We start from the raw sequence: 21237 nt of genomic DNA, 5'->3' as shown, positions 1-21237 counted from the left end.
CCTGGGCACCCCGGCCACCTCGGCTTTCAGTCCTACCCTGCGGAGTCCCCACGTTCCAGGAGGCCGGTGCTCACTGGACCCGCTTGTCCGCCCGGTGCTTGCGCACCTTGGAGACGACGAACCAGACCGCGAACACCACGACGGCGACGATCACGAGTTTCTGGAAGGTGTCGGCGTACTGCTCGACGATGTGCCAGCTCTCCCCGAGGTAGAACCCGGCCATGACGAAGATCGTATTCCAGATCAGGCTGCCGGCCGTGGTCAGCAGGAGGAACTTGCCGATCGGCATGCGTTCGATACCCGCCGGAATGGACACGAGACTCCTGAACAGGGGGATCATCCTGCCGAAGAAGACCGCGCGGTAGCCGTGGCGATTGAACCAGGCCTCCACCTTGTCGACGTCCTCGAGGTCGATGAGGGGAACCTTGGAAACGAGGCGCCGCATGCGGTCACGCCCGAGCCACGCGCCCAGGGCGTACAGCGCGTAGGCACCGACGACCGACCCCAGCGTTGTCCAGAGAATCGCCTCGAACAACGAGAAATTGCCCCTGCTGGCGGTGAATCCCGCGAGGGGGAGGATGACCTCGCTCGGCAGCGGCGGGAACAGGTTCTCGAGGGCGATCGCCAGGCCCGCTCCGGGTGCGCCGATGGTCTCCATCAGGTTCACCGCCCAGTCCGTGACGGCGCCGAGGGCCGAGCCGTCCGACGTCGTGGTCGCCGATGGGACGTGGACCGCCTGGACTGTCTGGATGATGCTCACGGGTGAATCCGTCCCTCTCGTGGTCCGCCCTGCGGGCGGCCGGTGCGTGCGTGCTGGCGTGCGGTGCTGCCGGCTGACCCTGCGGTCCTACTCGCGCTGTCGGGTCAGCAGTGTTGGTGCGTCAGGCGTGTCGCTACTCGGTAGGACGAGAAGACAGCGCGTCGACGAGGTGCGGCAGCAGCGCCCTGAAGGCGATACCGCGGTGGCTGATGGTGTTCTTCTCGTCGGGTGCGAGTTCGGCGCAGCTCCGGTCGAGTCCTTCGGGGACGAGGATCGGATCGTAGCCGAAGCCCCCGGTCCCGCGGGGTGCGTCGAGCAGTGAGCCGCGGAGTTCGCCTCGCTCGGTGCGGCTGGCGGCCGCATCACCGGTGGGATGCGCGAGTGCGGCCGCGCAGACGAAGGCTGCGCCCCGGCGCTCGCGCGGGATGTCGCGCAACTGACCGAGCAGCAGCTCCAGGTTCGCGGCGTCGTCCCCATGGTGTCCGGACCAGCGGGCGGAGAAAATGCCCGGGGCTCCTCCGAGGACATCGACGGCCAGGCCGGAATCATCGGCGACGGCGACGAGTCCCGTCGCGCGCGCAGTCGCTTCGGCCTTGAGGAGTGCGTTCTCCTCGAAGGTCACACCGCTCTCGACGACGTCGGGGGCGCCCGCGGACGCCGCGTCGATGACCTGGGTGTCGACGTCGAGTCCCGGCACCTGGTCACGCAACAGCTCGCGCAGCTCCCGCAGCTTGCCTGCGTTGCGCGTCGCGAGGACGAGGCGTGGCTGCTTGCCCTCAGCCACCTGGGAGTCCCGCAGCGTATCGATCTGGATCTGCGCCAGTTGCGCCGTCCCCAGCAGTGCGAGGTCGAGCAACGCGTCGAGCTCGGCACGATCGAACGGCGCTCCCTCGGCAGTGCCCTGCACCTCGACGAACTTCCCGGACCCGGTGACGACGACGTTCATGTCGGTCTCGGCGCGCACGTCCTCGACGTAAGGGAGGTCGAGCATGGGCACGCCGTCGATGATGCCGACGCTGATGGCGGCGACGGTATCGGTCAGCGGCGAGGCCGACGCCGGTATGAGCTTCTTGTCCTTCGCGTACCGGATCGCGTCGGCCAGGGCCACGTAGGCACCGGTGATCGCCGCGGTGCGGGTGCCGCCGTCGGCCTGCAGCACATCGCAGTCGAGCACGATGGTGTTCTCGCCGAGCGCCTTGGTGTCGATGATGGCACGCAGCGACCGTCCGATCAGGCGGGAGATCTCGTGCGTCCGGCCGCCGATCTTGCCCTTGACCGATTCACGGTCCGAGCGGGTGTTCGTGGCACGCGGAAGCATCGCGTACTCGGCGGTGACCCACCCCTTGCCCTCCCCCTTCAGCCAGCGGGGTACGCCGCTCGTGAGGGACGCGGTGCAGAGCACACGCGTGTTGCCGAACTCGATCAGGGCGGATCCCTCGGCCTGCTTCGACCAGCCGCGGGTGATGCTGATGTTCCGCAGCTGGTCGGGCGTCCTGCCGTCCGCTCGCAGCACGGGAGGTACAGCCGCGTCGGACACAGGGCCGGGTGTGGAATTCGCAGAGGTCATGATTTCCAGTCTAGACGGCTGCGCATGGGAGGTTGCTGGTAACACCGTCGCGCGGCCGACGCCGGTCAGACTGTGTAGGACACGCCGGCGACGGCGACCGCGAGCTGTCCGTCATAGCTCTGCCGGGCCTCGCTGACGGCGAGGTTCGCGTCGTTCCACACCGGGAGGTGGGTCAGCAGCAGGCGCTTGGCTGAGGCGCGCGTAGCGACGTCGCCCGCCCGCTTGCCCGTGAGGTGTACGCCTGTGATCCCATCGTCGCGACCCTCGTGGAACGCCGCCTCGCAGAGGAAGATGTCGGCGTCGCGCGCGGCCTCCACCAGTCCGTCGCAGGAGTCGGTATCACCCGAGTAGGTGAGGATGTGCGGGTGCGCGACACCGTGCTCATCCGTCTCGGCAACCACGACCCGCAGCGCGTATGCCTCCTCGATGGGGTGCAGGACCTGGTAGGGCGTGATGGTGAAGGGACCTACCGTGACCGGATCACGATCGCCCCAGGAGTGGAAGTCGAAATCCTCGTGCATCCCGGGGTCGAGTTCGAGGCCGTACGCACTCGCCATCCTGTCGGCGGTCGCCGCCGGCCCCCAGACGGGGATACGTGGCATACCCCAGCCCGAAGGATCCCAGTGCACGGCAACGTGGAGGCCACAGATGTCCATGCAGTGGTCGGGATGGAGGTGGGACAGGAACACGGCGTCGATCTCGCGGAGGTTCATGTATCGCTGCAGGGCGCCGAGCGAACCGTTCCCGAGATCGAGCAGGATACGCCACGTCCGGCCCTCCCACTCCGCGCTCAGGAGGTAGCAGGAGGCCGGGGACTGCGGCCCGGGGAAGGACCCGCTGCACCCGACGATGGTCAGCTTCATGCGCGGGGGAAGCCGGCGGCGGCGATCATCTCGGGGGTGATCCGAGCCAGGCTGCCGGTGGGGTACTGCGCTGCGACGTGGTCCACGTGCTGCACGCTCAGCACCTCGGGTCCGAGGAAACGGCGCGCCAGCACCTCGAAGCTCCCTGCATCGCCCGTCGCGATGAAGCGGTGCACGGCGGGCGCCGCGCTCCTGCGCTCGAGGCCGTGCGAGACGAGTGCCCTGTAGACGTCCTTGGCGGTCTCCTCGGCGCTCGAGACGAGGGTGACGTCGTCCCCCATGACATAGGAGATGACGCCGGTAAGCAACGGATAGTGGGTGCAGCCGAGCACGAGGGTGTCGATGCCGGCGTCCTGCAGCGGCGAGAGGTACTTCTCGGCGGTGCGGAGCAGGGCGGGGCCACCCGTGATCCCTGCCTCCACGAACTCGACGAAGGAAGGGCAGGCGACGGAGGTGACGTCGAGGTGTGGGGCAGCTGCGAAGGTGTCGTCATAGGCGCGCGAGCCGACGGTCGCGGCCGTCCCGATCACGCCGATCCGGCCGGACCGGGTGGAGGCCACCGCTCGCCTGACCGCCGGCTGGATGACCTCGATGACGGGGATGCCGTACCGGTCCGTGTAGCGCTCCCGCGCATCGCGGAGCACTGCTGCCGACGCCGAATTGCAGGCGATCACGAGGAGTTTGACGCCCGAGTCGACGAGCTCGTCCATCACACCCAGCGCGTGGGCACGTACCTTGGCGATCGGCAGGGGGCCATAGGGGCCGTTCGCCGTATCACCGACATACATGATCGATTCATGGGGAAGCTGATCTATGACGGCACGCGCCACGGTCAGTCCTCCGACGCCGGAGTCGAAGATGCCGATGGGCGCTTCGCTGCGGTCCGTGTTCAATGGCGAGAGGGTCATGATTCTCTGAGAATAAGACGTGCCGCCGACGAAAACTATTCGCCTCTGCGTGGGGTGCATCACAGACCACGCGTGCCGGGCCCTCAGCGATCCAGGCGAACGGCCTTCAACATGGCCTGCACCAGCGATTCCTGCAGCCAGGTGACGAAGTTGTACACCAGCGCGAGATAGGACTCGACGTCGTCGACATCCTTCGAGTCCGCGATGTCGTGGAGGCGTTCGGCGTCCGCCTCGGATTCGATCCTGAGCCGGTCCGCGAGGACGAGCCGCACATCGTTGAGCGCCTGTGCCAGGAGCCTCGCCTGCTCGTCGTTCAGCGTCATGGGGCTGAATTCGATGAGCAGGGCGCTGCCGCGCAGGGCACCGATCTTCTGCTCCCGCAGGGAACGTTCGGTCAGCCGGCGGAACGCGAGGGCTTCGTCGTCGTCCCCGCGGATAGCGTCGGGCAGGAGGCGGCGGACGGCGGAATCGTCCGGCGTAGTGGCCTCGGCATCGGCACCAGACATGCCGACGAGCGCGGCCAACGGATCCTCGCTCGGCGCCGTCTCGGGCTCGAGCATCGAGATGACGTCGTCGAGCAGGGCGCCGAGGAGGCGCGCCTCACCCGGTTCCAGCGCTCCGGTGATACCGCGTCGGGTCGACTTGAAGTGCTTCGCCATGGGGTGGGCTTACTCGCTTCCGGCTTTTTCGAAGGTGGCCCAGAGTCCGTACGAATGCAGGGCTACGGTGTCCTGCTCCACCTTCTCGCGGCTGCCGGAGACGACGGCGGAACGGCCCTGCTCGTGCACCTCGAGCATGAGGGTCCGCGCCCTCGCCTCGGTGTAGCCGAAATAGGACTGGAACACGTAACTGACGTAGCTCATGAGGTTCACGGGATCATTCCAGACCACGACGACCCAGGGCTGGTCGAGGTCGGTCTTCTCGGTCGTCCGCACCTTCTCCTGGGTGTCGGTGCCGGTTGCAAAGCCTACTGTCATACCGTCCATTCTAGGTCGCATCACCGATGCCCGGTGGCCTGGTACTCCTACAGCGGACGCCCCGCTATCGTTTTGAGGGTGACTGATGCCCTGACCACTGAATCACCTGACGCGGGTTCGGCCCCCCCTGCCGTGGATGCGCCGAACAGCGCCCTCTTCACCGACCAGTACGAGCTCACGATGCTGCAGGCATCCCTCCACTCCGGGGCGGCACACCGCCGATCGGTCTTCGAGGCCTTCGCCCGGCGCCTCCCGGCGGGGCGGCGCTACGGCGTCGTCGCAGGAACGGGCCGCCTCCTCGAGGCGCTGGCCACCTTCCGGTTCGACGAGGCGCAGCTCGCGTTCCTCAGCGACCACAGGATCGTCGACGACACCACCCTCGACTGGCTGGCGGGCTTCCGCTTCACGGGCTCCATCTCGGGGTACGCCGAGGGCGAGGCCTACTTCCCCAACTCCCCCATCCTGACGGTCGAGTCGTCCTTCGCAGAGGCGTGCATCCTCGAAACCCTGATCCTGTCGGTCCTGAACCACGACAGCGCCATCGCCTCGGCCGCCTCCCGAATGACCGGCGCTGCGGCCGGGCGGCCGTGCATCGAGATGGGATCCCGTCGCACGCACGAGGAGGCGGCGGTCGCCGCGGCCCGCGCCGCCATCATCGGAGGCTTCGCCAGCACATCCAACCTCGAAGCCGGTCGACGGTACGGCCTGCCGACGGTGGGCACCGCAGCCCACTCCTTCACCCTGCTGCACGATTCCGAGCGAGCCGCCTTCGAGGCCCAGGTCGCCTCGCTCGGCCGCGGCACCTCGCTCCTGGTGGACACGTACGACGTCGAACAGGGGGTACGCACCGCCGTGGAGGTGGCGGGTCCTGACCTGGGAGCAGTCCGGCTCGACTCGGGAGATCTCGTCGCTCAGGCGCGCTGGGTGCGCCAGCTCCTCGATGACCTCGGCAACCACACGACAAGGATCGTCGTCACGTCGGACCTCGACGAGTTCGCCATCGGCCTCCTCGCGTCCGCTCCCGTCGACTCCTACGGCGTCGGCACCTCGCTGGTGACCGGCTCCGGAGCACCTACCGCGGGCATGGTCTACAAGCTCGTGAGCAGGCAGGACGACGACGGCACCTTCATCTCCGTGGCCAAGGCTGCCAAGAACAAGGCCTCGGTCGGCGGGATCAAAGACGCACTGCGCCGCCTCGACGAGCACGGCACCGCGCAGGTCGAGGTGGTGGGGGTCGGTATCAGTCCCGCCGACGACGGCAATGACCGTCCCCTCATGCAGCAGTTCGTGAAGGAGGGCGTCCTCCTGCCGGGCTGGACCGGACCCGAGGCCGTCACCCGCGCGGCCGAGCGTCACGCACTGTCCATGGCCGAGCTACCCGGAGCAGTCCGCCGCCTGCAGCGCGGCGAACCAGTCATCCCCACCGAATACGAGGAGGCATCATGACGCGCGCACTGGTCATCGTGGACGTGCAGAACGATTTCTGCGAGGGCGGCTCGCTCGCCGTCCAGGGCGGCGCACAGGTCGCGGCCGACATCAGCGACCACATCGACGAGCAGGCAGGTTCGTACGACTACATCGTCGCCACGCAGGACTGGCACATCGACCCGGGTGCGCACTTCTCCGAGACACCGGACTTCATCGACTCGTGGCCCGTCCACTGCGTCGCCGGCACCAAGGGCTCGGACTTCCACCGCGACCTCGACACGGAGAGCATCGACGCCGTGTTCCGCAAGGGTCAGTTCGAGGCGGCCTACTCCGGCTTCGAGGGCGTCAAGGCGCCCGACGACGAGGTGCCCACCGGCGAGCAGAAGCTGGGCGGAGGGTCGGTGGAGAACAGCGAGGACCCGATGACGCTGGACGACTGGCTCCGCGAGCACGAGGTCGACGACGTGGTCATCGCGGGTCTGGCAGCGGACTACTGCGTCCGGTCCACGGCGCTCGATGCGCTGCAGGCCGGCTACTCCGTCACGCTGCTGACGGATCTCACGCGCGGAGTGCATGAGGACAACACCGAGGACGTCCTCGAGGAGCTGGCGGCCGCCGGCGTGGAGCTGGAGCGCTGAATTCCTACCACGGACACAGGCCGGGCTGGTTCGCGCAGCCCGGCCTGTCGTGTCCCTGGGCCCGTCCTACTTCTTGCCGATGAACCAGTCCTGAAGCTTCTGTAGCCGGCGCTGGAGCTGGTCCTCGTTGGCCTGGGCCACGGCGGGTCCGCCGCACTCGCGCCGCAGCTCCGTATGCACCTGACCGTGCGGCATACCCGTTCGCGCAGCCCACGCAGAGACGTTCTTGGCGAGCTGGTTCCGCAGCTCCGTAAGCTGGCGGTGGTCCACGACGAGCGGATCCGCTGCCGGCGCCGCCGAACCCCTCGCCTTCCGGCGGGACTGCTGCTCGTGCTGGCGCTGGCGCAGCAGCTGGCCCACCTGATCGGCGTCGAGCAGTCCCGGGATGCCGAGGAAGTCGAGCTCGTCCTCGCTCCCCATCTCGCCGCCCGTGCCGAACTCGCCGCCGTCGAACAGGACGCGATCGAAGGATGCCTGCGACTCCAGCGCCTCGAACTTCTGCTTGGTCAGGGAGTCCGACGCCTTGTCCTCGCGGTTCGCCGCTTCCATCAGTCCATCGTCGAGACCGAAGCCCTCGTCGTCCTTCTCGGGCCGGTCGAGCGCGTGGTCGCGTTCGAGCTCGAGCTGGTTGGCCAGCGCCATGAGGATGGGCACCGACGGCAGGAAGATCGACGCCGTCTCCCCGCGCCGTCGGGCACGCACGTAGCGGCCCACGGCCTGCGCGAAATACAGCGGCGTGGCGGTCGAGGTCGCATAGACGCCGACGGCGAGTCGCGGAACGTCCACACCCTCGGAGACCATGCGGACTGCGACCATCCATCGCTTGTCGCTGTCGGAGAACTCCTCGATCTTCGAGGAGGCCTTGGCGTCGTCGGACAGGATGACTGTCGGGGACTCCCCCGTGATCCTCTTCAGCTGGCCGGCGTAGGCGCGGGCATCGTCGTGATCCGTCGCGATGACCAGGCCACCGGCGTCGTGCACGGTGCGGCGCACCTCGGTGAGGCGCTTGTCCGCGGCGGCGAGGACGGCGGGAATCCACTCCCCGGCAGGGTTCAGGGCGGTACGCCAGGCCTGCGCTGTGATGTCCTTGGTCACGGCGGCCTCGCCGAGGGACGCTGCCATCTCCTCGCCTGCACTGGTGCGCCAGCGCATCTGGCCCGAGTAGGCCATGAACATGACCGGACGGACCACGTGGTCGCGGAGCGCCTGCCCGTAGCCGTAGGTGTAGTCGGCGCGCGACCGGCGGATGCCGTCCCGGTCCTCGACATACTCGACGAAGGGGATCGCGGCGGTGTCGGAGCGGAAGGGCGTTCCGGTGAGGGCGAGGCGCCTGGCTGCGGGCTCGAACGCCTCACGAATGCCGTCACCCCAGGAAAGGGCGTCTCCACCGTGGTGGATCTCGTCGAGGATGACCAGGGTGCGGGCAGCTTCCGTCTTCGCCCTGTGCAGCATCGGCTTGCTCGCGACCTGCGCATACGTCACAGCCACGCCGATGAAGGCGCCTCCGTGGCGACCGTCGGCGTTCTTGAAGTTCGGGTCGATGGCGAGGCCTACCCGCGCAGCGGCATCAGCCCACTGGCGCTTCAGGTGGTCGGTCGGGGCGACGATGGTGATCCGGTTGACGATTCCGCGCTCCACGAGCTCGGTCGCGACCCGGAGGGCGAATGTCGTCTTGCCCGCACCAGGGGTTGCGACCGCGAGGAAGTCACTGGGCGATTCGTCGAAGTACTTCTTCAGGGCCTCGCTCTGCCACTGGCGTAGCTTGGGAGCCGTCCCCCAGGCCGCGCGCTCCGGGTATGCGGGGGGCAGGGCTCCGCCGGCACCGAACAGGGTGTCACTACTCACGCCAGGACAGTACCTTCCATTGACTTGCTGGGGGTCGAGCTTGGCCCGGCGTCCGAAGACCCGGCCCCTCTCAGACCCGAAACTATACCTGCTGCCGTGGACACCCACAGAGCCAGCCAGATGGCAACGAACGTGGGGACGTGTCCCGGATTGCCGTCGTCGTGCAGGAGTGCGAACAGCGCTCCGGCGCCGGCCGTTCCGACCACGCCGCCGAGCTGGTCGGAGATCTGCAGGGCCGCGGAATTGCGTCCCTGCTCGCTCTGCGCCGAGAGCTTCAGGACGAGGACCGACGTGCTGGAGAGCGTCATGCCCATGGCGAAGCCGGACAGTCCCCAGACGACGGCGAGCACCCAGAGCGGTGCCTCGAGGGCGGTTGCGAGGGCGAAGAGACCGAGGGACATGGACAGGATGGACGAGCCCGCGACGAGCAGCCACTGGCGGGCGAAGGTCACCCGTGCCTGGACGAAGGATCCGGCGCTCCACCCGAGAGCGCCGGCGCTCAGGGTGAGCCCGGCGGTCCCCGGACTCAGGTCGCGGGAGCTCACCAGCATGAGCGGGATGAAGGCTTCGGTACCGAAGAACGCGATGTTCACGAGGCCGCGCGTTGCGATGATGCTGGGTAGACCCCGCGCGAGGACGAGGGTGCCCTTCGGCAGGAGCGCGGGCAATACCAGGAGGACGACGACGACGCCGGCTGCCGCGAGCAGTGTCAGGCCGGTGACGCTACCGGCGTCGGGTTTCTCCGTATCGGCGAGCCGGACGACAGCCCACTGCGCTGCGAAGACACCACCGGCGAGGGCGAACCCGCGCAGCGTGCGTGTCCGGGCCGAGCCAGTCTCGACCGACGCGATGGGTCCGAGCTGGCTGGTCTTCGGCCACACGATGAGAACTGCGGCGAGCACCACCGGAGCCACGCCGAGGAACACCCAGCGCCACCCGAACTGCTCGGTCACGAACCCCGCGACCACCGGCCCGATGAGCGCCGGCAGAACCCACGCCGCGGCGAGCCAGCCGAAGACGACGGGTTGCGCTCGCTGCGGAAAGGAACGGCCGATCACGACGTACACCGCCACGATCATGAAGCCCCCGCCGAGCCCCGACACGGCCCGGCCGACGGTCACCAGCCAGAAAGCCGGCGCGGCTCCTGCGGCGAGCAGTCCGAGGATCATGAGGGCCATCCCGACCGCGAGAGCGGGGCGGGGGCCCTTGCGGTCGCACCAGGAGCCGGCGACGACCGTGCCGAGCAGGGAGGCAGTCAGGTACATCGAGAACGCGAGGCCGTAGCTCGACTCCCCGGACAGCTCGCGCGCCACGGACGGCATCGCGGTAACCACGGCCATGGCCTCGAAGGCGGCGCAGGTGATGATGGCCAGGATGCCGATGGTGAGCGGCCGCAACTCAGGAGACATCGCTCCGACGGGCGTATCGGACGTTCTACGTGTGGCCTTGCTCATGTCACCTGTTCTGCTGAGGGTGGGTCTGCGGTGTTGCGGGGGCTGCGGACTGGTGGGGCTGCGGTGTTGCGGACTGCTGAAGCCCCGCGTTGCCGGACCTGCGGCTTTAGGGGGGTGCGACGTTGCGAACTGCTGAAGCCCCGCGTTACTGAACCCGCGGCAGTACGGGGGTGCCACGTTGCGAACTGTGCCTTGCCGAAGCCGCGGAAAAGTCGGCGGTGCCGCACTGCTCAGCCCTTCGAAGCGTCAGGCGGCGCGTCTTCTCCTGGTTTGCGCAGCCAACGGCCGCTTGAGCTATCCGAGCCGCTCAGAATCCACCAGCGGGGCGGGGTCCTAGTCCTTCGGCTTGTCGTCGCCACCTGGGCGAAGCCCGTTGTAAATTTCCTTGCACTCCGGGCACACAGGAAACTTTTCCGGGTCACGGCCCGGAGTCCATACCTTGCCGCAGAGGGCAATCACTGGTTCGCCGGTGAAGGCGGACTCCATGATCTTTTCCTTGCGGACATAGTGCGAGAAGCGTTCTGCGTCGCCGGGCTCGACCTCCTGACGGAGTTCCTCACGTTCGATGGTCGCCGTCGAGCCGCCAGTACCGGCATCGAGTGGATCGTTTGCGAAGGGATCAGGAGGCATAGTCATGGGCTCAGTCTATCGCTCGAGGCTGCGCTGGTCAGGTGGTGCTCGGTAGCGCTCCGACTGTTCTTCGGGACGACCGATATTCGCCTTTTCCGGGCGACTGATATTCGTCGAGACTCTCTTCTTGTCTTTCGGCGATGATTACCTACCGCTCAATTGAATGCACGTCGGCTAGTGGCCAGAATTGTCGGTGGCAGGGGACATAATTGCGGTATGGCTACGAATTCGGAGGACTTGAAGAACCTCGAGCACATAACTGCTCGGATTACTTCCCTGAGCGCCGAGAAAGCACATATCGATGCAGAACTGGCGATCGCCACCGAACATATGCGGGTGCTCTTCGAGCATCGACTCCTGACCCACCTGTCCCAACCCACCACTCGATCCCCTTCGGGCCCTGTCATCAAGCGGCCCAGGACGAACCTCGCGGACACCACGACCGCCACGGAACTCGCCTGCCTGCTCCGGGTCTCCGAACGCACCGCCCACCGCCTCGTGCAACACGCGATGCTCCTGATCAACCATCACCGACCAACTCTCGTCGCCCTGCGTGCAGGAACCATCACCTGGGACCACACCACTGCCCTGCTCCACGAATACGCGGGCCTACCCCACACCACCGCGACACGTATGGAAGAAGCGCTCCTACCCGTCGCCCAGGTGACCACCGTGTCCCGCCTGTCGTACCGGGCCCGTCGCCTGCGCACCCGACTACACCCGACCGCACTTCAAGACCGCGCCCGCAGCGCCACCGAGAACCGGCGCATCGACGTTGAACCAGCCGACGACGCTATGGCCTGGCTTCACGCCTATCTCCCCGCCACCGACGCCGCAGCCATCGACGCCCGACTGACTCACACCGCCAGAGCCCTCCAAACGCCCCACGAGCGACGAACCCTCCCCCAACTGCGCGCCGACATCCTCACAGACCTCCTGCTCGACGACCGCCCCCACCCCAGTGACGAGCAAGACCACCGACTATTGGACGGGCGCTTCGAGGCGAACCGCGCCTCATCACAGTCGGCAGCATCACGGTCGACGGCCCCGCCTGCCTCTTCAAGTTCCGGTAATTCTGGTGGTTCCTGTGGATCAACTGGCTTTGGTGGTCAGCGTGTGCGAGCCCATATCAACGTCACCGTGCCCGTCCTGACGCTGCTCGGCGTCGACAACGAACCCGCCGACCTCGAAGGCTACGGGCCCATTCCCGCCGACATCGCCCGACGCCTCGCCGCCCACGCCCCCTCCTTCACACGCATTCTCACCCACCCCGAAACCGGGACGGTCCTCAGCGTTGGCCGCACCTCCTATGCCGTTCCTGCCGACCTGAAGAAATGGTTACGCGTCCGCGACCAAACCTGCCGACACCCCGGCTGCACCACCCCGGCTTCACGCTGCGAACTCGACCACACCAGGCCCTGGTCCCATCACGGCACCACTTCCCACAACAACCTCGCCCACCTCTGCCGCAAACACCACATGCTCAAAAGCGAAGGCATTTGGCACTACGACCAACAATCCAACGGCACCCTTCAAGCACGCTCTCCCGCCGGCAACACCTACTACGACACCCCCAACCCCCTGAGCACCTGAACGCCAGATCGCCGGATCGCCGGATCGCCGGATCGCCGGATCGCCGGATCGCCGGATCGCCAAGCATTCAGCACCCACCAACTGCGCAGCTGGCATCATGCGGATATGGGCATCAACCTTGGCGTGCACTGAAGGCAATACTCGAGGCGGTGTGACCGGTGGGACCAGTCCTGCGGGTGAGCGATATCAGCGGGTGGGGGCTTCGCAACCGATGCCGGTCGGGTTCTCGATGCAGTTCTCACTCACGTTGTGCCCCTTGGTCCGCCAGATACTCATCAGGTGTGGCTCCGATATCACTGAGGCCTCACCGGCCACCGGCTGAAACGGACCTCCGTCAACCGAATAATCTCCCGCGAAGAACGTCGTCAATGTCAACGTGAAGTCACCCGTCTGCACATACTGATGACTGGTTGAAGTCTGCGTATTGAACGCCACCCCGTCTACCGGGCCGCCCGGCGTCGACGTCGTCGCACTCGTGCTATCCCCGTAGGACCATTCGTAGGACACTGGTCGTGCTTTGAGCACGATCATCGCGTCCTGAAACTCAAATGTGAAATTCTGCTCTACAGCCTTGGCATAGATATTGGAATGCGCGTTCCTCAGCCCGAAATTCAGCGGCTGTGACACGACCGCCGCCGCCAGGACGGGCTGCTTTTGAAACTCCTCGATCGTGATCACAACCGGAGCCTCCGCCACGGCTGAAGTTGCCCCTTCAACAGGAGGCTCTGGTGGCGAACCGGGGTACATACAGGACGACCGTCCGGTGGGAGTCTGAGATGCCGGCTGCACGTTGCTATCCACTTCAATCCAGTTCACCAGGACACCACCATCCTGAGCATCACATCGGGCATCTACTCGCGGACACCGCGCTGGATCCAGATCACTACCGACCCCAGCAGTACAGGCCCGAACATAGGTGTAATCAACTCCGTCATCGATAGGCGAAACCACAGGGTTTGCACTAGTCGGAGTCGAATCAGATGGGCTCTGCGGTGGTGCATCATGCTTCTGGGAACCAGATTTCGCAGTGGCAACGAACTCGTTACTGTCGGCCCTCGCACTTGGCGGTACACCATCGGCTATCGCCGAGGTTGTCGGCGTGAGAAGACCTACAATTAGGACCAGGGAGACGGCAACCAGTGATATTTGACGCATTACGTTCCCTCTGGCCGTCCAAAATCGAGGGCCGTCCAACCACCTTGGGCATAGGAGGCAAAAATGACATCCACCATCGCCTCGGTTGCGGGTTCTGAAGGGAATGCGCTCCCATCGTTTTCAAAGTAGGTGATTTCCGCCTGTTCATTATCGACAAATACTTGCACAGACCCCTCGGTGTTGATTGTAAAGTCTGTGCTGAAGCTAAGCACCTCAAATTCCCCGCCGCTGATCCACTGACCATCTTCATAGATGCCCTGCACCACTTCTTTCACCTGATTGCACGTCCTGCAATTTTCGCCAGTGACAGCCTCGAAAGGCACCCAATCATTCGTCTCGTAACCGTACGAGAAGAGCTCGAACCAGTACTTCGTGAACGCCTCCAGCCCCTCGGCCGAATTCTCGTCAGCGAGCGCCGGCTTCGCAGGAATTGGAAGGTTGGCGGCGGGACCGGCTGAAGACGCAGGCGACGGCTCGGAACTGGCAGGTGCGGACGCGGAGGCTGACGGCGACGCATCAGGGCCCGCCGGAGATGAGGACGGCGACGGCTGACCAGCGGTTTGGGTGGCGGCAGGATCAGGGTCACCCTGGCAGCCACTCAGGAGCACTATTGCAACTGCCGCACCTGCCACTACCGGAGTCACTCGTCCAAGACCAACCGATCGCATGAAGTACATGCAATTCCCCCATCACACTTGCCCGACACCCGGAACGGCCCAGCATAGCCGGGAGGTCGGATAGCGCTACGGGTTATGCACAGCGAAATTGCCATCAGATGGGAGGCACGGCGTTCGGGATACCACGAGCGTTCCAGAGGGGTCGCGAGCACCCCGACGGTTCCAACTGGCACTCCACGCCGCTCGTCGCGGCTCCATGCGCACAAACGCACGGGGCTCGACCGGCAGCCGAATCAACGGTTGGCGGAGACCGCCAGCAGCAACTCGGGCGCCCTGCGGTCGTACCAACGACCACCCATCCGAATGCCGACCACGAGCAGGATTGCTCCCAGTGCCACCCCGACCAGCAACGCGAGCCAACCGAACAGCATATTGCCGGTCACCAAATAGGCGATGGCGAGGACGATCTCGGGCAAGGCAAGGAGCAGCATCACCAACCACCCGATGAACTGCACGGCGAACATCGTGAAGTTCGTGCCCGGAGGAGTCTTGAAGGCACTTTCCCCCGGCAGTGGAACGTTATAGGTATACCGGGCCGAGACGACGCTCGACAGCCCGGCGCCAGTCAGCAGGAGTCCCAGGGACAGTCCCAGCATGGCCGGCGCATCTCCGATGCGGCCGGCGACCACCAGCGGCACCAGGGTGAACACCAGGGTGATTGGCAACGCGAACACCAGCAGCGCCGCGGCACGTCCGGACCGGTCGTCGCGCCCGCTCACTCCGGTGGACACGTGCAAGCTGAAGGCCGTGTTGTCGTAGGAGATGTCGGCGGAGATGGACCACGCCATGAGGAATGCCGTGATCGGGCCGAGGAAGGCGAAGGCCTCTCCTGACGCGCCCCCGGAGAAGAACAACAGGACGGCGACGAACGGGATGATCACCAGCGAGGCGGAGTACCGCGGATCCCTGAACCAGTAGGTCAGGGCCCTGGCCGTCACGGCTCCTGCAGGCGTCGCCGGGAAGCGGCCCAGGAACCCGAGATTTCCACCCGCGCGCTTGGTGACCGCGTTGTAGGGCGGAGTGACGAGTGCATGGCTGAGGCTCCGGCTCCACAGCACGAGGAATAACGCCAACGTCGCCGCCCCGATCAGGAATCGGGCGACGGCGAGCCCGGCCTCGCCCGCTGCGACGTCGGCCGGAGCTGCCCAGAGGGCTCCGAGCGGAGTCCAGGCGAGGACGTCGGCCAACGAAGATGCAAATCCCGGCGAGTTCTGGAAACCCGCCGTCACTCCCCCGATGATGGGGCCGAGGAAGATCAGGGGGATGAAGGCGATGATCCCGTTGACGTCCTTGAACCGCCGGGAACCGGTCATGGAGGACACCGCCGTCGTCACGAGCCTGGAGGCTACGACGCATAGCAGCACCGCGACCAGCCCGCACACGAGCGCTGTGAGCGCTGCCGCCGGATAGCGGATCCAGGTGAGCACCTGCGCCAGGCTCGCGATCAGGGTAACCACGCCGGGGATGCCGACCAGTCCACCGAGCACCAGCCCTGCGAGAAGCTGGCGCATCGGGATGGCGAACGTCACGAAGCGCGCCGGGTCGAGCGTCATGTCGATGCCGGTCGCCGCGATGGGAATGACGAGCCACCCGAGGACTGCTGCGGAGCCACCGATCACGAGGACCGTCCGGATGAACTCCACGTCGGCCGATCCGAGCAGCACGAGACCGACGACGAGCAGGGAGAGGATTCCGAGTCCGTACAGGCCGCCGAGGATCACGCCGATGAGTTGCGCGGTACTGCGCTTGAGCGAGTTACGCAGGAGGAGGAGCTTCAGTCTCAGGAGGTTCGCAACCACGACAGCCCGTCCGACGTATTGCGGCCACCGACAAGCTCCACGAAGCGGTCCTCCAGCGTCGCGTCACCCCGGACCTCGTCGACCGTCCCTGCGGCGAGCACAGTACCCGCGGCAATGACGGCAACGTGGTCGCACATGCGCTGGACGAGGTCCATCACGTGACTGGAGACGATCACCGACCCTCCGGACTGCACGTAATTCGCCAGGATGTCCCGGATGTTCGCTGCCGACACGGGATCCACGGATTCGAAGGGCTCATCGAGGACCAGCAGTTTCGGAGCGTGGATCAGGGCCGATGCGAGGGCGATCTTCTTCGTCATACCGGCGGAGTAGTCGACCACCAGTGTGCCGGCGTCGTTCGTGAGGTCGAAAGCCCGCAGCAGGTCGCCGGTCCGCTCTGCGACCGTCGCACGGTCCATTCCGCGCAATAATCCGGCGTACGTGACGAGCTGCTCGCCCGTGAGGCGATCGAACAGTCGGACGCCGTCGGGCAGGATGCCCATCAGCTTCTTCGCCTCGAGGGGCCGCGCCCACACATCGACGCCGTGCACGAGAGCCTGGCCGAAGTCCGGTCGAAGGAGGCCGGTCGCCATCGACAGTGTCGTGGTCTTGCCCGCACCGTTGGGTCCCACCAGCCCGTAGAACGAACCCTGCGGAACCTCGAGGGTGACGCCGTTCACCGCGATCTTCTCGCCGAAACGCTTGGCGAGCCCACGAATGCTCAGCGCCGCGCTACCGGCCCTTGCTTCGGGGTTGTTCTCGTCGGACGGTAGTGGCACCAGAGAGCTCATGCGCCCACGCTAGCAACGGGCACGCGGGCTGCTCGTCATCCCAAAGGAGGAAAAGCCACCCGTAGGAGGAGGACGAGGAGGCGGATCCCGGTCAGAAACCGCCGGCGCGCTCGTACTGGGGTACAGGGACGAATTCATGTCCGAGCTCGTGGGCTGCCCGCATCCACCAGTGCGGGTCCCGAAGCGCGGCCCGGGCGATCAGCACGACGTCGGCACTCTCGTTCCGGATCACGGCGTCCGCCTGGTGCGGGTCGCTGATGAGCCCGACGGCGCCGGTCGGAACGCCCGAGGTCCGCACTTCCTCGGCCAGCGCGACCTGATAGCCAGGGCCGACCGGGATCGGAGCAGCCGGGACCGCGCCACCGGAGGAGACATCGACGAAGTCGACGCCCTCTTCCGCCGCGCACTTCGCGAGCCGCGCGGAGACCGCGCCATCGATCCCGCCCTCCGTCCAGTCGGAGGCCGAGATCCTCAGCAGGAGTGGCATCGTCTCCGGGATGACGCGCCGGACCTCGCGTATCACCTCGAGCGTCAGGCGGAAGCGGGATTCCTCCGAGCCGCCCCAGCCGTCCGTACGGGTGTTGACCAGCGGCGAGAGGAACTGGTGGAGCAGGTATCCATGGGCCGCATGGATTTCCATGGCGTCGAATCCGGCGTCGACGGCCAGTACCGCAGCACGACCGAAATCGCGGATGACCCCGTCAATGTCCTCCTCGGTCATCGCCCGGGGTGCCGCGTACTTGCCAAAGGCCTCCTCCGTCGGACCGAGGGTCTCCCAACCACCGTCCGAAGCGGGCACGGAGTTGTGCCGGCCGCTGAAGGGCCAGTAGGTCGACGCCTTCCGGCCGGCGTGGGCTAGCTGCACTGCCGTCTTCGTCCCGACGGCGCTGTGCTCGTGGACGAAGTCGTTGATGCGGCGCCACGCGTCGGCCTGTTCCTGCGTGTAGATGCCGGCGTCGCGGGGGCTGATCATCCCTTCGTGGCTGACGGCCGCCGCCTCGGTGATGATGAGCGCCGCGCCGCCGGTGGCGAACTGGCCGAGGTGCACGAGGTGCCAGTCCGTGGGCACACCCGCGGCCACGTCCGGGTCGCAGGAGTACTGGCACATGGCTGCCACCCATCCCCTGTGCGGGAGCTCGAGCGAACGGAGCGTGATCGGGTCGAAGAGACCGGGGTTACCGGTCCGGGTGACTGCGGAGGTCATGTCGTCCTTCGATGGTGTCGGGCGGGGATGGACGTGGTCTAGAACAGGGCGCGGGCGAGCGCGCTCCTCGCCTTCGTCACGCGGGGGTCGGTGACGCCGACGACGTCGAACAGGTCGAGCAGTCGCCTGCGCGCCGCTTCCTTGTCCTCGCCGGCGGTGCGCCCGATGAACGCGATGATGCGGTTGAAGGCGTCCTCGACATGCCCGCCCGTGAGGTCGAGGTCGGCGACCGTGAGCTGGGCGTCCAAGGCGTCGGGCTCGTCGGCTGCGCGCTGCCGCACGACGTCGGCCCGGAGGTTCTGGACCCGCTCCAACAGTTCGACCTGCGCCAGACCTGCCTTCGCCTCCGCATCCGCGGGTTGCTCCATGAGCGCACGCCGATACGCGGCTGCGGCGGCTGCGTAGTCGCTCTTCTCGATGGCGTCGAAAGCCTCCTGGTGCAACGGCGGCAGAGGCGGCTCCTCCGCCTCTGCGGCGTCGGGCTGCGACCCGTCGTTGAGGCTGCCCGTGACGCCGTTGGCCTCGGCGACCTTCATGAGCTCGTCGAGATAGCCCAGGATCTGCTGTTCAGGAAGGACGCCCTCGAACAGCGGTACCGGCTGTCCCTTCACGACCGCGACGACGGTCGGTGCGCCCTGCGCCTGAAAGGCCTGCGCGATCTGAGGCTGTGCCTGGAGATCGACGTTCGCGAGCAGCATCCTGCCATCGGACGCCACGGTAGCGGCCTCGAGGACGGCCGTCACCTGGTTGGACTGCTCACTCCACGGGGCGCGGAGGTTCACGATGACGGGCACCTGGGACGAAAGCTGCACCAGCTGCGGGAAGGTCTGCTCCGTCACCTCGACGATGTAGGGGCTCTGTGCAGCAGGCGCCTGCCGTGCCGCTGCCGGTCGGGCAGCCGCTTCCGCGCGTGCCTTCAGGGCGGAGAGGTCCACCGCTCCCCGCAGGTTCATGCTTGACGGCGGGATACCGCCCCGTTGTGCTGGTGTGGACAATGCTCTGCCTTTCTCTGGCTGCTGCTGGTGGGTTGCCGACCGATGGCGGCATGAAGCCTTGTTCAGCGCAGTGTGGCCGACAACAACTGCTGTGCGGCGCCGATGACCCGGATCTTATCGTCGCTCCCCGCGGGTGGTACATACATCATCACGGCTTCGCCGTAATTGACGTCGATGCCCTTCTCACTGACATCCTTGCCCGTCAGGGACTGGTACACCGTCCCTTTCAGGTCGATGGTGTCCCCCGGGGACTTGGGCAGGCTGCTGTACGTGTGGGTGAGGTATCCGAAGACCATGGCGCCGCCGTCACCCGAGAGGAGGGCTTGTGTGCGGTCCTCCTCGGCTGCGTGGCTGAAGGTGATGGTGGCGGCCTCGTTGCCCGGGTCGGCGACGACGCCGGCCTGGAACTCGGTGATCGCCTCGGCGAACGAATTCTCCTCGAACGTCTCCTTGTTGGCACCGGAGGGCTTGGTGAGGAAGTCCGCGATGGAGGCCACGGCCGACTGCGGGGCAGTGGCGAGCGTTCCGGCTTCCTCGAGCGGCACCGGGCCGGTAGCGCCGGGCGCTGGAGCGGATGGGAAGGTGCTTCCCGGCAGCATCTGCACCGCTGACGTCAGCCTGTAGTTGTCGCGGGGCGTCTCCTGAACCAGCAGGAGCGCCTGCGGTACGGGGTTCTGCTCGCCCTGTGTCAGCGCCACGATGGTTCGCGGCCATTCCGGACCGGTCGGGACCATCTCCAGCATCAAGGGTGCATCGGCAACCGGCGCGGGCGCGGCTGCCTTCGCGTCCTTCGCGCCGACGGCGTAGGACCCCGAGCGGAGATCGAGCGCGGCGCCGGCGACCCGAGGTGCCAGGCGCTTGGCGTCGGAGGCGGCGTCGGCGTCGGCAACGGTCGAGGCTACGGACCCGAGGATGCGCTCGAGCTGGCTCTCGAGGACGACTGGCGGGCCACTCGCCTCACTGCCTGCGGACGGCGCGCCCGTGGCGGCCGAGGTCGGCGTCGCAGTGGAGGAGGGAGATGGGGATGCCGTGGACGAGACGGAGGGCGACGGCGACGTCGTCGCCATTCCCGGTGCGATCCCCAGCAGGGATCCGGCACCGATCAGTCCGGTCACCACGACGACGGCGGTGGGCGTGGCGATGGAGGACGCAGCCCCCGTCCTGCCGTCCTGCGCCTGCCTGCGTGCATAGGCACGGGTTCCCTGGGCAGGTTCGTCCCGGCTACCGGGAGTGCCACTGTTCCCCCGGGCGCGGGGGGTGATGAACAGGAGTGCGATTCCGAGCACGACGACGAGGGCGCCACCGATGATGAGGGGCAGCGCGAAGGGGGTCGACTGGTCGTTCGGGCGCGTCACGGACACGTCGGTCGGAGCCGGCGCCTTCCCGTCCGCCGCCAGCAGGATGGACCAGTCCCCCTCGACGGGCTCGCTCCACCGGTAGGTGAGCGTGCCGTCCCCCGGCTCCTCGCTGACCCAGAGATCGCTTCCGCTGGGGTCTGGCACGGAGTCCTCACCGTCGACGCGCTCGCTGGACAACGCGTCCTCGCTGATACCGGTCACGCTGAGATGCGCCGCATCCCCCACCCATGCCTCGACGTCGGAAGCCCGTCCGACGGCGAGGGTGAAGGGCCCGTCGGCAGTCACCGTCACCTCGACCGAGCCGCCCTCGGAACCACGCGCACCCGGCTCGATCACCGTGAGGGGCGCGGACTGCGCACCCTGCGCAACACTCGCCGTCACCGTTTCCGCCGGCGCCCAGATGGTCCGCTGCCCGATGCCGAGAAGCATCAGCAGGAGCCCTGCCACGATGATCGGTACTGCTGTCTTAACGCGCACTGATTGCCTATCGTCGTCCGTTTACGGCGGACCGCGTGGCCCCTTCCGCTCTGGTGGTCCGGCATGCCGCTCGGAAGTCCACGCAGGAATAGTCACTCAATGGTAACGAAGTTCCTAC

General features: G+C 66.8%; 19 protein-coding genes. 3 read left to right on the top strand and 16 right to left on the bottom strand.

Going from position 1 to position 21237, the window contains the following annotated elements:
- Window positions 1–70: 70 nt before the first annotated feature.
- The 6 genes from RCH21_RS01815 to clpS all read right to left on the bottom strand — a co-directional run bounded on the left by RCH21_RS01815 (window position 71) and on the right by clpS (window position 5075).
- Window positions 71–658, bottom strand: a complete 588-nt coding sequence (locus tag RCH21_RS01815; protein WP_326963221.1) for a DedA family protein — start codon at window positions 656–658, stop codon at window positions 71–73.
- 235 nt (window positions 659–893) lie between these two features.
- The gene (gene rph / locus RCH21_RS17140) at window positions 894–2327 is read right to left on the bottom strand and encodes a ribonuclease PH (RefSeq protein WP_442784644.1); all 1434 of its coding nucleotides are present in this window, start codon (window positions 2325–2327) and stop codon (window positions 894–896) included.
- Between the two features lie 65 nt (window positions 2328–2392).
- Window positions 2393–3190 (bottom strand): MBL fold metallo-hydrolase, encoded by a 798-nt coding sequence (locus tag RCH21_RS01800; RefSeq protein WP_326962958.1) that lies wholly within the window; start codon window positions 3188–3190, stop codon window positions 2393–2395.
- A complete protein-coding gene (gene murI / locus RCH21_RS01795) occupies window positions 3187–4098 on the bottom strand; it encodes a glutamate racemase (RefSeq protein WP_326962957.1) in 912 nt (303 codons plus the stop codon). Before murI ends, RCH21_RS01800 begins: the two co-directional genes overlap by 4 nt.
- A gap of 83 nt (window positions 4099–4181) precedes the next feature.
- Window positions 4182–4757, bottom strand: a complete 576-nt coding sequence (locus RCH21_RS01790; protein WP_326962956.1) for a DUF2017 domain-containing protein — start codon at window positions 4755–4757, stop codon at window positions 4182–4184.
- 9 nt (window positions 4758–4766) lie between these two features.
- Window positions 4767–5075 (bottom strand): ATP-dependent Clp protease adapter ClpS, encoded by a 309-nt coding sequence (clpS, locus tag RCH21_RS01785; RefSeq protein ID WP_326962955.1) that lies wholly within the window; start codon window positions 5073–5075, stop codon window positions 4767–4769.
- 132 nt (window positions 5076–5207) lie between these two features.
- Here clpS and RCH21_RS01780 point away from each other — a divergent pair, with 132 nt between their 5' ends.
- Window positions 5208–6521: a nicotinate phosphoribosyltransferase gene (locus tag RCH21_RS01780; protein ID WP_326963220.1), complete on the top strand. Its 1314-nt coding sequence runs from the start codon at window positions 5208–5210 to the stop codon at window positions 6519–6521.
- The gene (locus tag RCH21_RS01775) at window positions 6518–7141 is read left to right on the top strand and encodes an isochorismatase family protein (RefSeq protein WP_120147936.1); all 624 of its coding nucleotides are present in this window, start codon (window positions 6518–6520) and stop codon (window positions 7139–7141) included. The genes RCH21_RS01780 and RCH21_RS01775 overlap by 4 nt, the downstream gene beginning before the upstream one ends.
- A gap of 66 nt (window positions 7142–7207) precedes the next feature.
- On the opposite strand, the gene RCH21_RS01770 is transcribed toward RCH21_RS01775, so the two are convergent.
- The 3 genes from RCH21_RS01770 to RCH21_RS01760 form a co-directional block, all read right to left on the bottom strand.
- Entirely contained in the window at window positions 7208–8986 is a 1779-nt protein-coding gene (locus RCH21_RS01770; protein ID WP_326962954.1) for a DEAD/DEAH box helicase, read from the bottom strand.
- Window positions 8983–10440 carry an MFS transporter gene (locus RCH21_RS01765; RefSeq protein ID WP_326962953.1) on the bottom strand — a complete coding sequence of 486 codons (1458 nt, stop codon included), beginning with the start codon at window positions 10438–10440 and terminating at the stop codon, window positions 8983–8985. The genes RCH21_RS01770 and RCH21_RS01765 overlap by 4 nt, the downstream gene beginning before the upstream one ends.
- A gap of 333 nt (window positions 10441–10773) precedes the next feature.
- Entirely contained in the window at window positions 10774–11076 is a 303-nt protein-coding gene (locus RCH21_RS01760; protein ID WP_326962952.1) for a DUF3039 domain-containing protein, read from the bottom strand.
- 210 nt (window positions 11077–11286) lie between these two features.
- Between RCH21_RS01760 and RCH21_RS01755 the strand changes: the two genes are divergently transcribed.
- A complete protein-coding gene (locus RCH21_RS01755) occupies window positions 11287–12663 on the top strand; it encodes an HNH endonuclease (protein ID WP_326962951.1) in 1377 nt (458 codons plus the stop codon).
- A gap of 186 nt (window positions 12664–12849) precedes the next feature.
- Here RCH21_RS01755 and RCH21_RS01750 read toward each other — a convergent pair whose 3' ends face one another.
- From RCH21_RS01750 to RCH21_RS01720, 7 genes are all read right to left on the bottom strand, one after another.
- Window positions 12850–13341, bottom strand: a complete 492-nt coding sequence (locus RCH21_RS01750) for a PKD domain-containing protein (protein WP_326962950.1) — start codon at window positions 13339–13341, stop codon at window positions 12850–12852.
- 476 nt (window positions 13342–13817) lie between these two features.
- Entirely contained in the window at window positions 13818–14495 is a 678-nt protein-coding gene (locus RCH21_RS01745) for a DUF6318 family protein (protein ID WP_326962949.1), read from the bottom strand.
- 233 nt (window positions 14496–14728) lie between these two features.
- A complete protein-coding gene (locus tag RCH21_RS01740; protein WP_326962948.1) occupies window positions 14729–16294 on the bottom strand; it encodes a transporter in 1566 nt (521 codons plus the stop codon).
- Entirely contained in the window at window positions 16276–17085 is an 810-nt protein-coding gene (locus tag RCH21_RS01735; protein WP_326962947.1) for an ABC transporter ATP-binding protein, read from the bottom strand. The genes RCH21_RS01740 and RCH21_RS01735 overlap by 19 nt, the downstream gene beginning before the upstream one ends.
- Before the next feature lie 91 nt (window positions 17086–17176).
- Window positions 17177–18289 carry an NADH:flavin oxidoreductase/NADH oxidase gene (locus RCH21_RS01730; RefSeq protein WP_326962946.1) on the bottom strand — a complete coding sequence of 371 codons (1113 nt, stop codon included), beginning with the start codon at window positions 18287–18289 and terminating at the stop codon, window positions 17177–17179.
- A gap of 38 nt (window positions 18290–18327) precedes the next feature.
- Window positions 18328–19284 (bottom strand): tetratricopeptide repeat protein, encoded by a 957-nt coding sequence (locus RCH21_RS01725; protein ID WP_326962945.1) that lies wholly within the window; start codon window positions 19282–19284, stop codon window positions 18328–18330.
- A gap of 62 nt (window positions 19285–19346) precedes the next feature.
- On the bottom strand, window positions 19347–21119 hold the full coding sequence (locus tag RCH21_RS01720) for a hypothetical protein (protein WP_326962944.1): 1773 nt from the start codon (window positions 21117–21119) through the stop codon (window positions 19347–19349).
- Between the last annotated feature and the right edge of the window lie 118 nt (window positions 21120–21237).

Source organism: Arthrobacter sp. PL16, from assembly GCF_035985055.1.
Classification (GTDB): Bacteria; Actinomycetota; Actinomycetes; order Actinomycetales; family Micrococcaceae; genus Arthrobacter_D; species Arthrobacter_D cheniae.
The sequence above is the reverse complement of the archived record's forward strand: the minus strand, read 5'-3'. Positions and strand labels throughout refer to the sequence as shown.

What these genes read in the sequence shown, in the direction of transcription:
- RCH21_RS01815 (WP_326963221.1), bottom strand. Translation starts at nt 658, where the DNA reads ATGGAGACCATCGGCGCACCCGGAGCGGGCCTGGCGATCGCCCTCGAG.
- rph (WP_442784644.1), bottom strand. Translation starts at nt 2,327, where the DNA reads ATGACCTCTGCGAATTCCACACCCGGCCCTGTGTCCGACGCGGCTGTA.
- RCH21_RS01800 (WP_326962958.1), bottom strand. Translation starts at nt 3,190, where the DNA reads ATGAAGCTGACCATCGTCGGGTGCAGCGGGTCCTTCCCCGGGCCGCAG.
- murI (WP_326962957.1), bottom strand. Translation starts at nt 4,098, where the DNA reads ATGACCCTCTCGCCATTGAACACGGACCGCAGCGAAGCGCCCATCGGC.
- RCH21_RS01790 (WP_326962956.1), bottom strand. Translation starts at nt 4,757, where the DNA reads ATGGCGAAGCACTTCAAGTCGACCCGACGCGGTATCACCGGAGCGCTG.
- clpS (WP_326962955.1), bottom strand. Translation starts at nt 5,075, where the DNA reads ATGACAGTAGGCTTTGCAACCGGCACCGACACCCAGGAGAAGGTGCGG.
- RCH21_RS01775 (WP_120147936.1), top strand. Translation starts at nt 6,518, where the DNA reads ATGACGCGCGCACTGGTCATCGTGGACGTGCAGAACGATTTCTGCGAG.
- RCH21_RS01765 (WP_326962953.1), bottom strand. Translation starts at nt 10,440, where the DNA reads ATGAGCAAGGCCACACGTAGAACGTCCGATACGCCCGTCGGAGCGATG.
- RCH21_RS01760 (WP_326962952.1), bottom strand. Translation starts at nt 11,076, where the DNA reads ATGACTATGCCTCCTGATCCCTTCGCAAACGATCCACTCGATGCCGGT.
- RCH21_RS01755 (WP_326962951.1), top strand. Translation starts at nt 11,287, where the DNA reads ATGGCTACGAATTCGGAGGACTTGAAGAACCTCGAGCACATAACTGCT.
- RCH21_RS01745 (WP_326962949.1), bottom strand. Translation starts at nt 14,495, where the DNA reads ATGTACTTCATGCGATCGGTTGGTCTTGGACGAGTGACTCCGGTAGTG.
- RCH21_RS01735 (WP_326962947.1), bottom strand. Translation starts at nt 17,085, where the DNA reads ATGAGCTCTCTGGTGCCACTACCGTCCGACGAGAACAACCCCGAAGCA.
- RCH21_RS01730 (WP_326962946.1), bottom strand. Translation starts at nt 18,289, where the DNA reads ATGACCTCCGCAGTCACCCGGACCGGTAACCCCGGTCTCTTCGACCCG.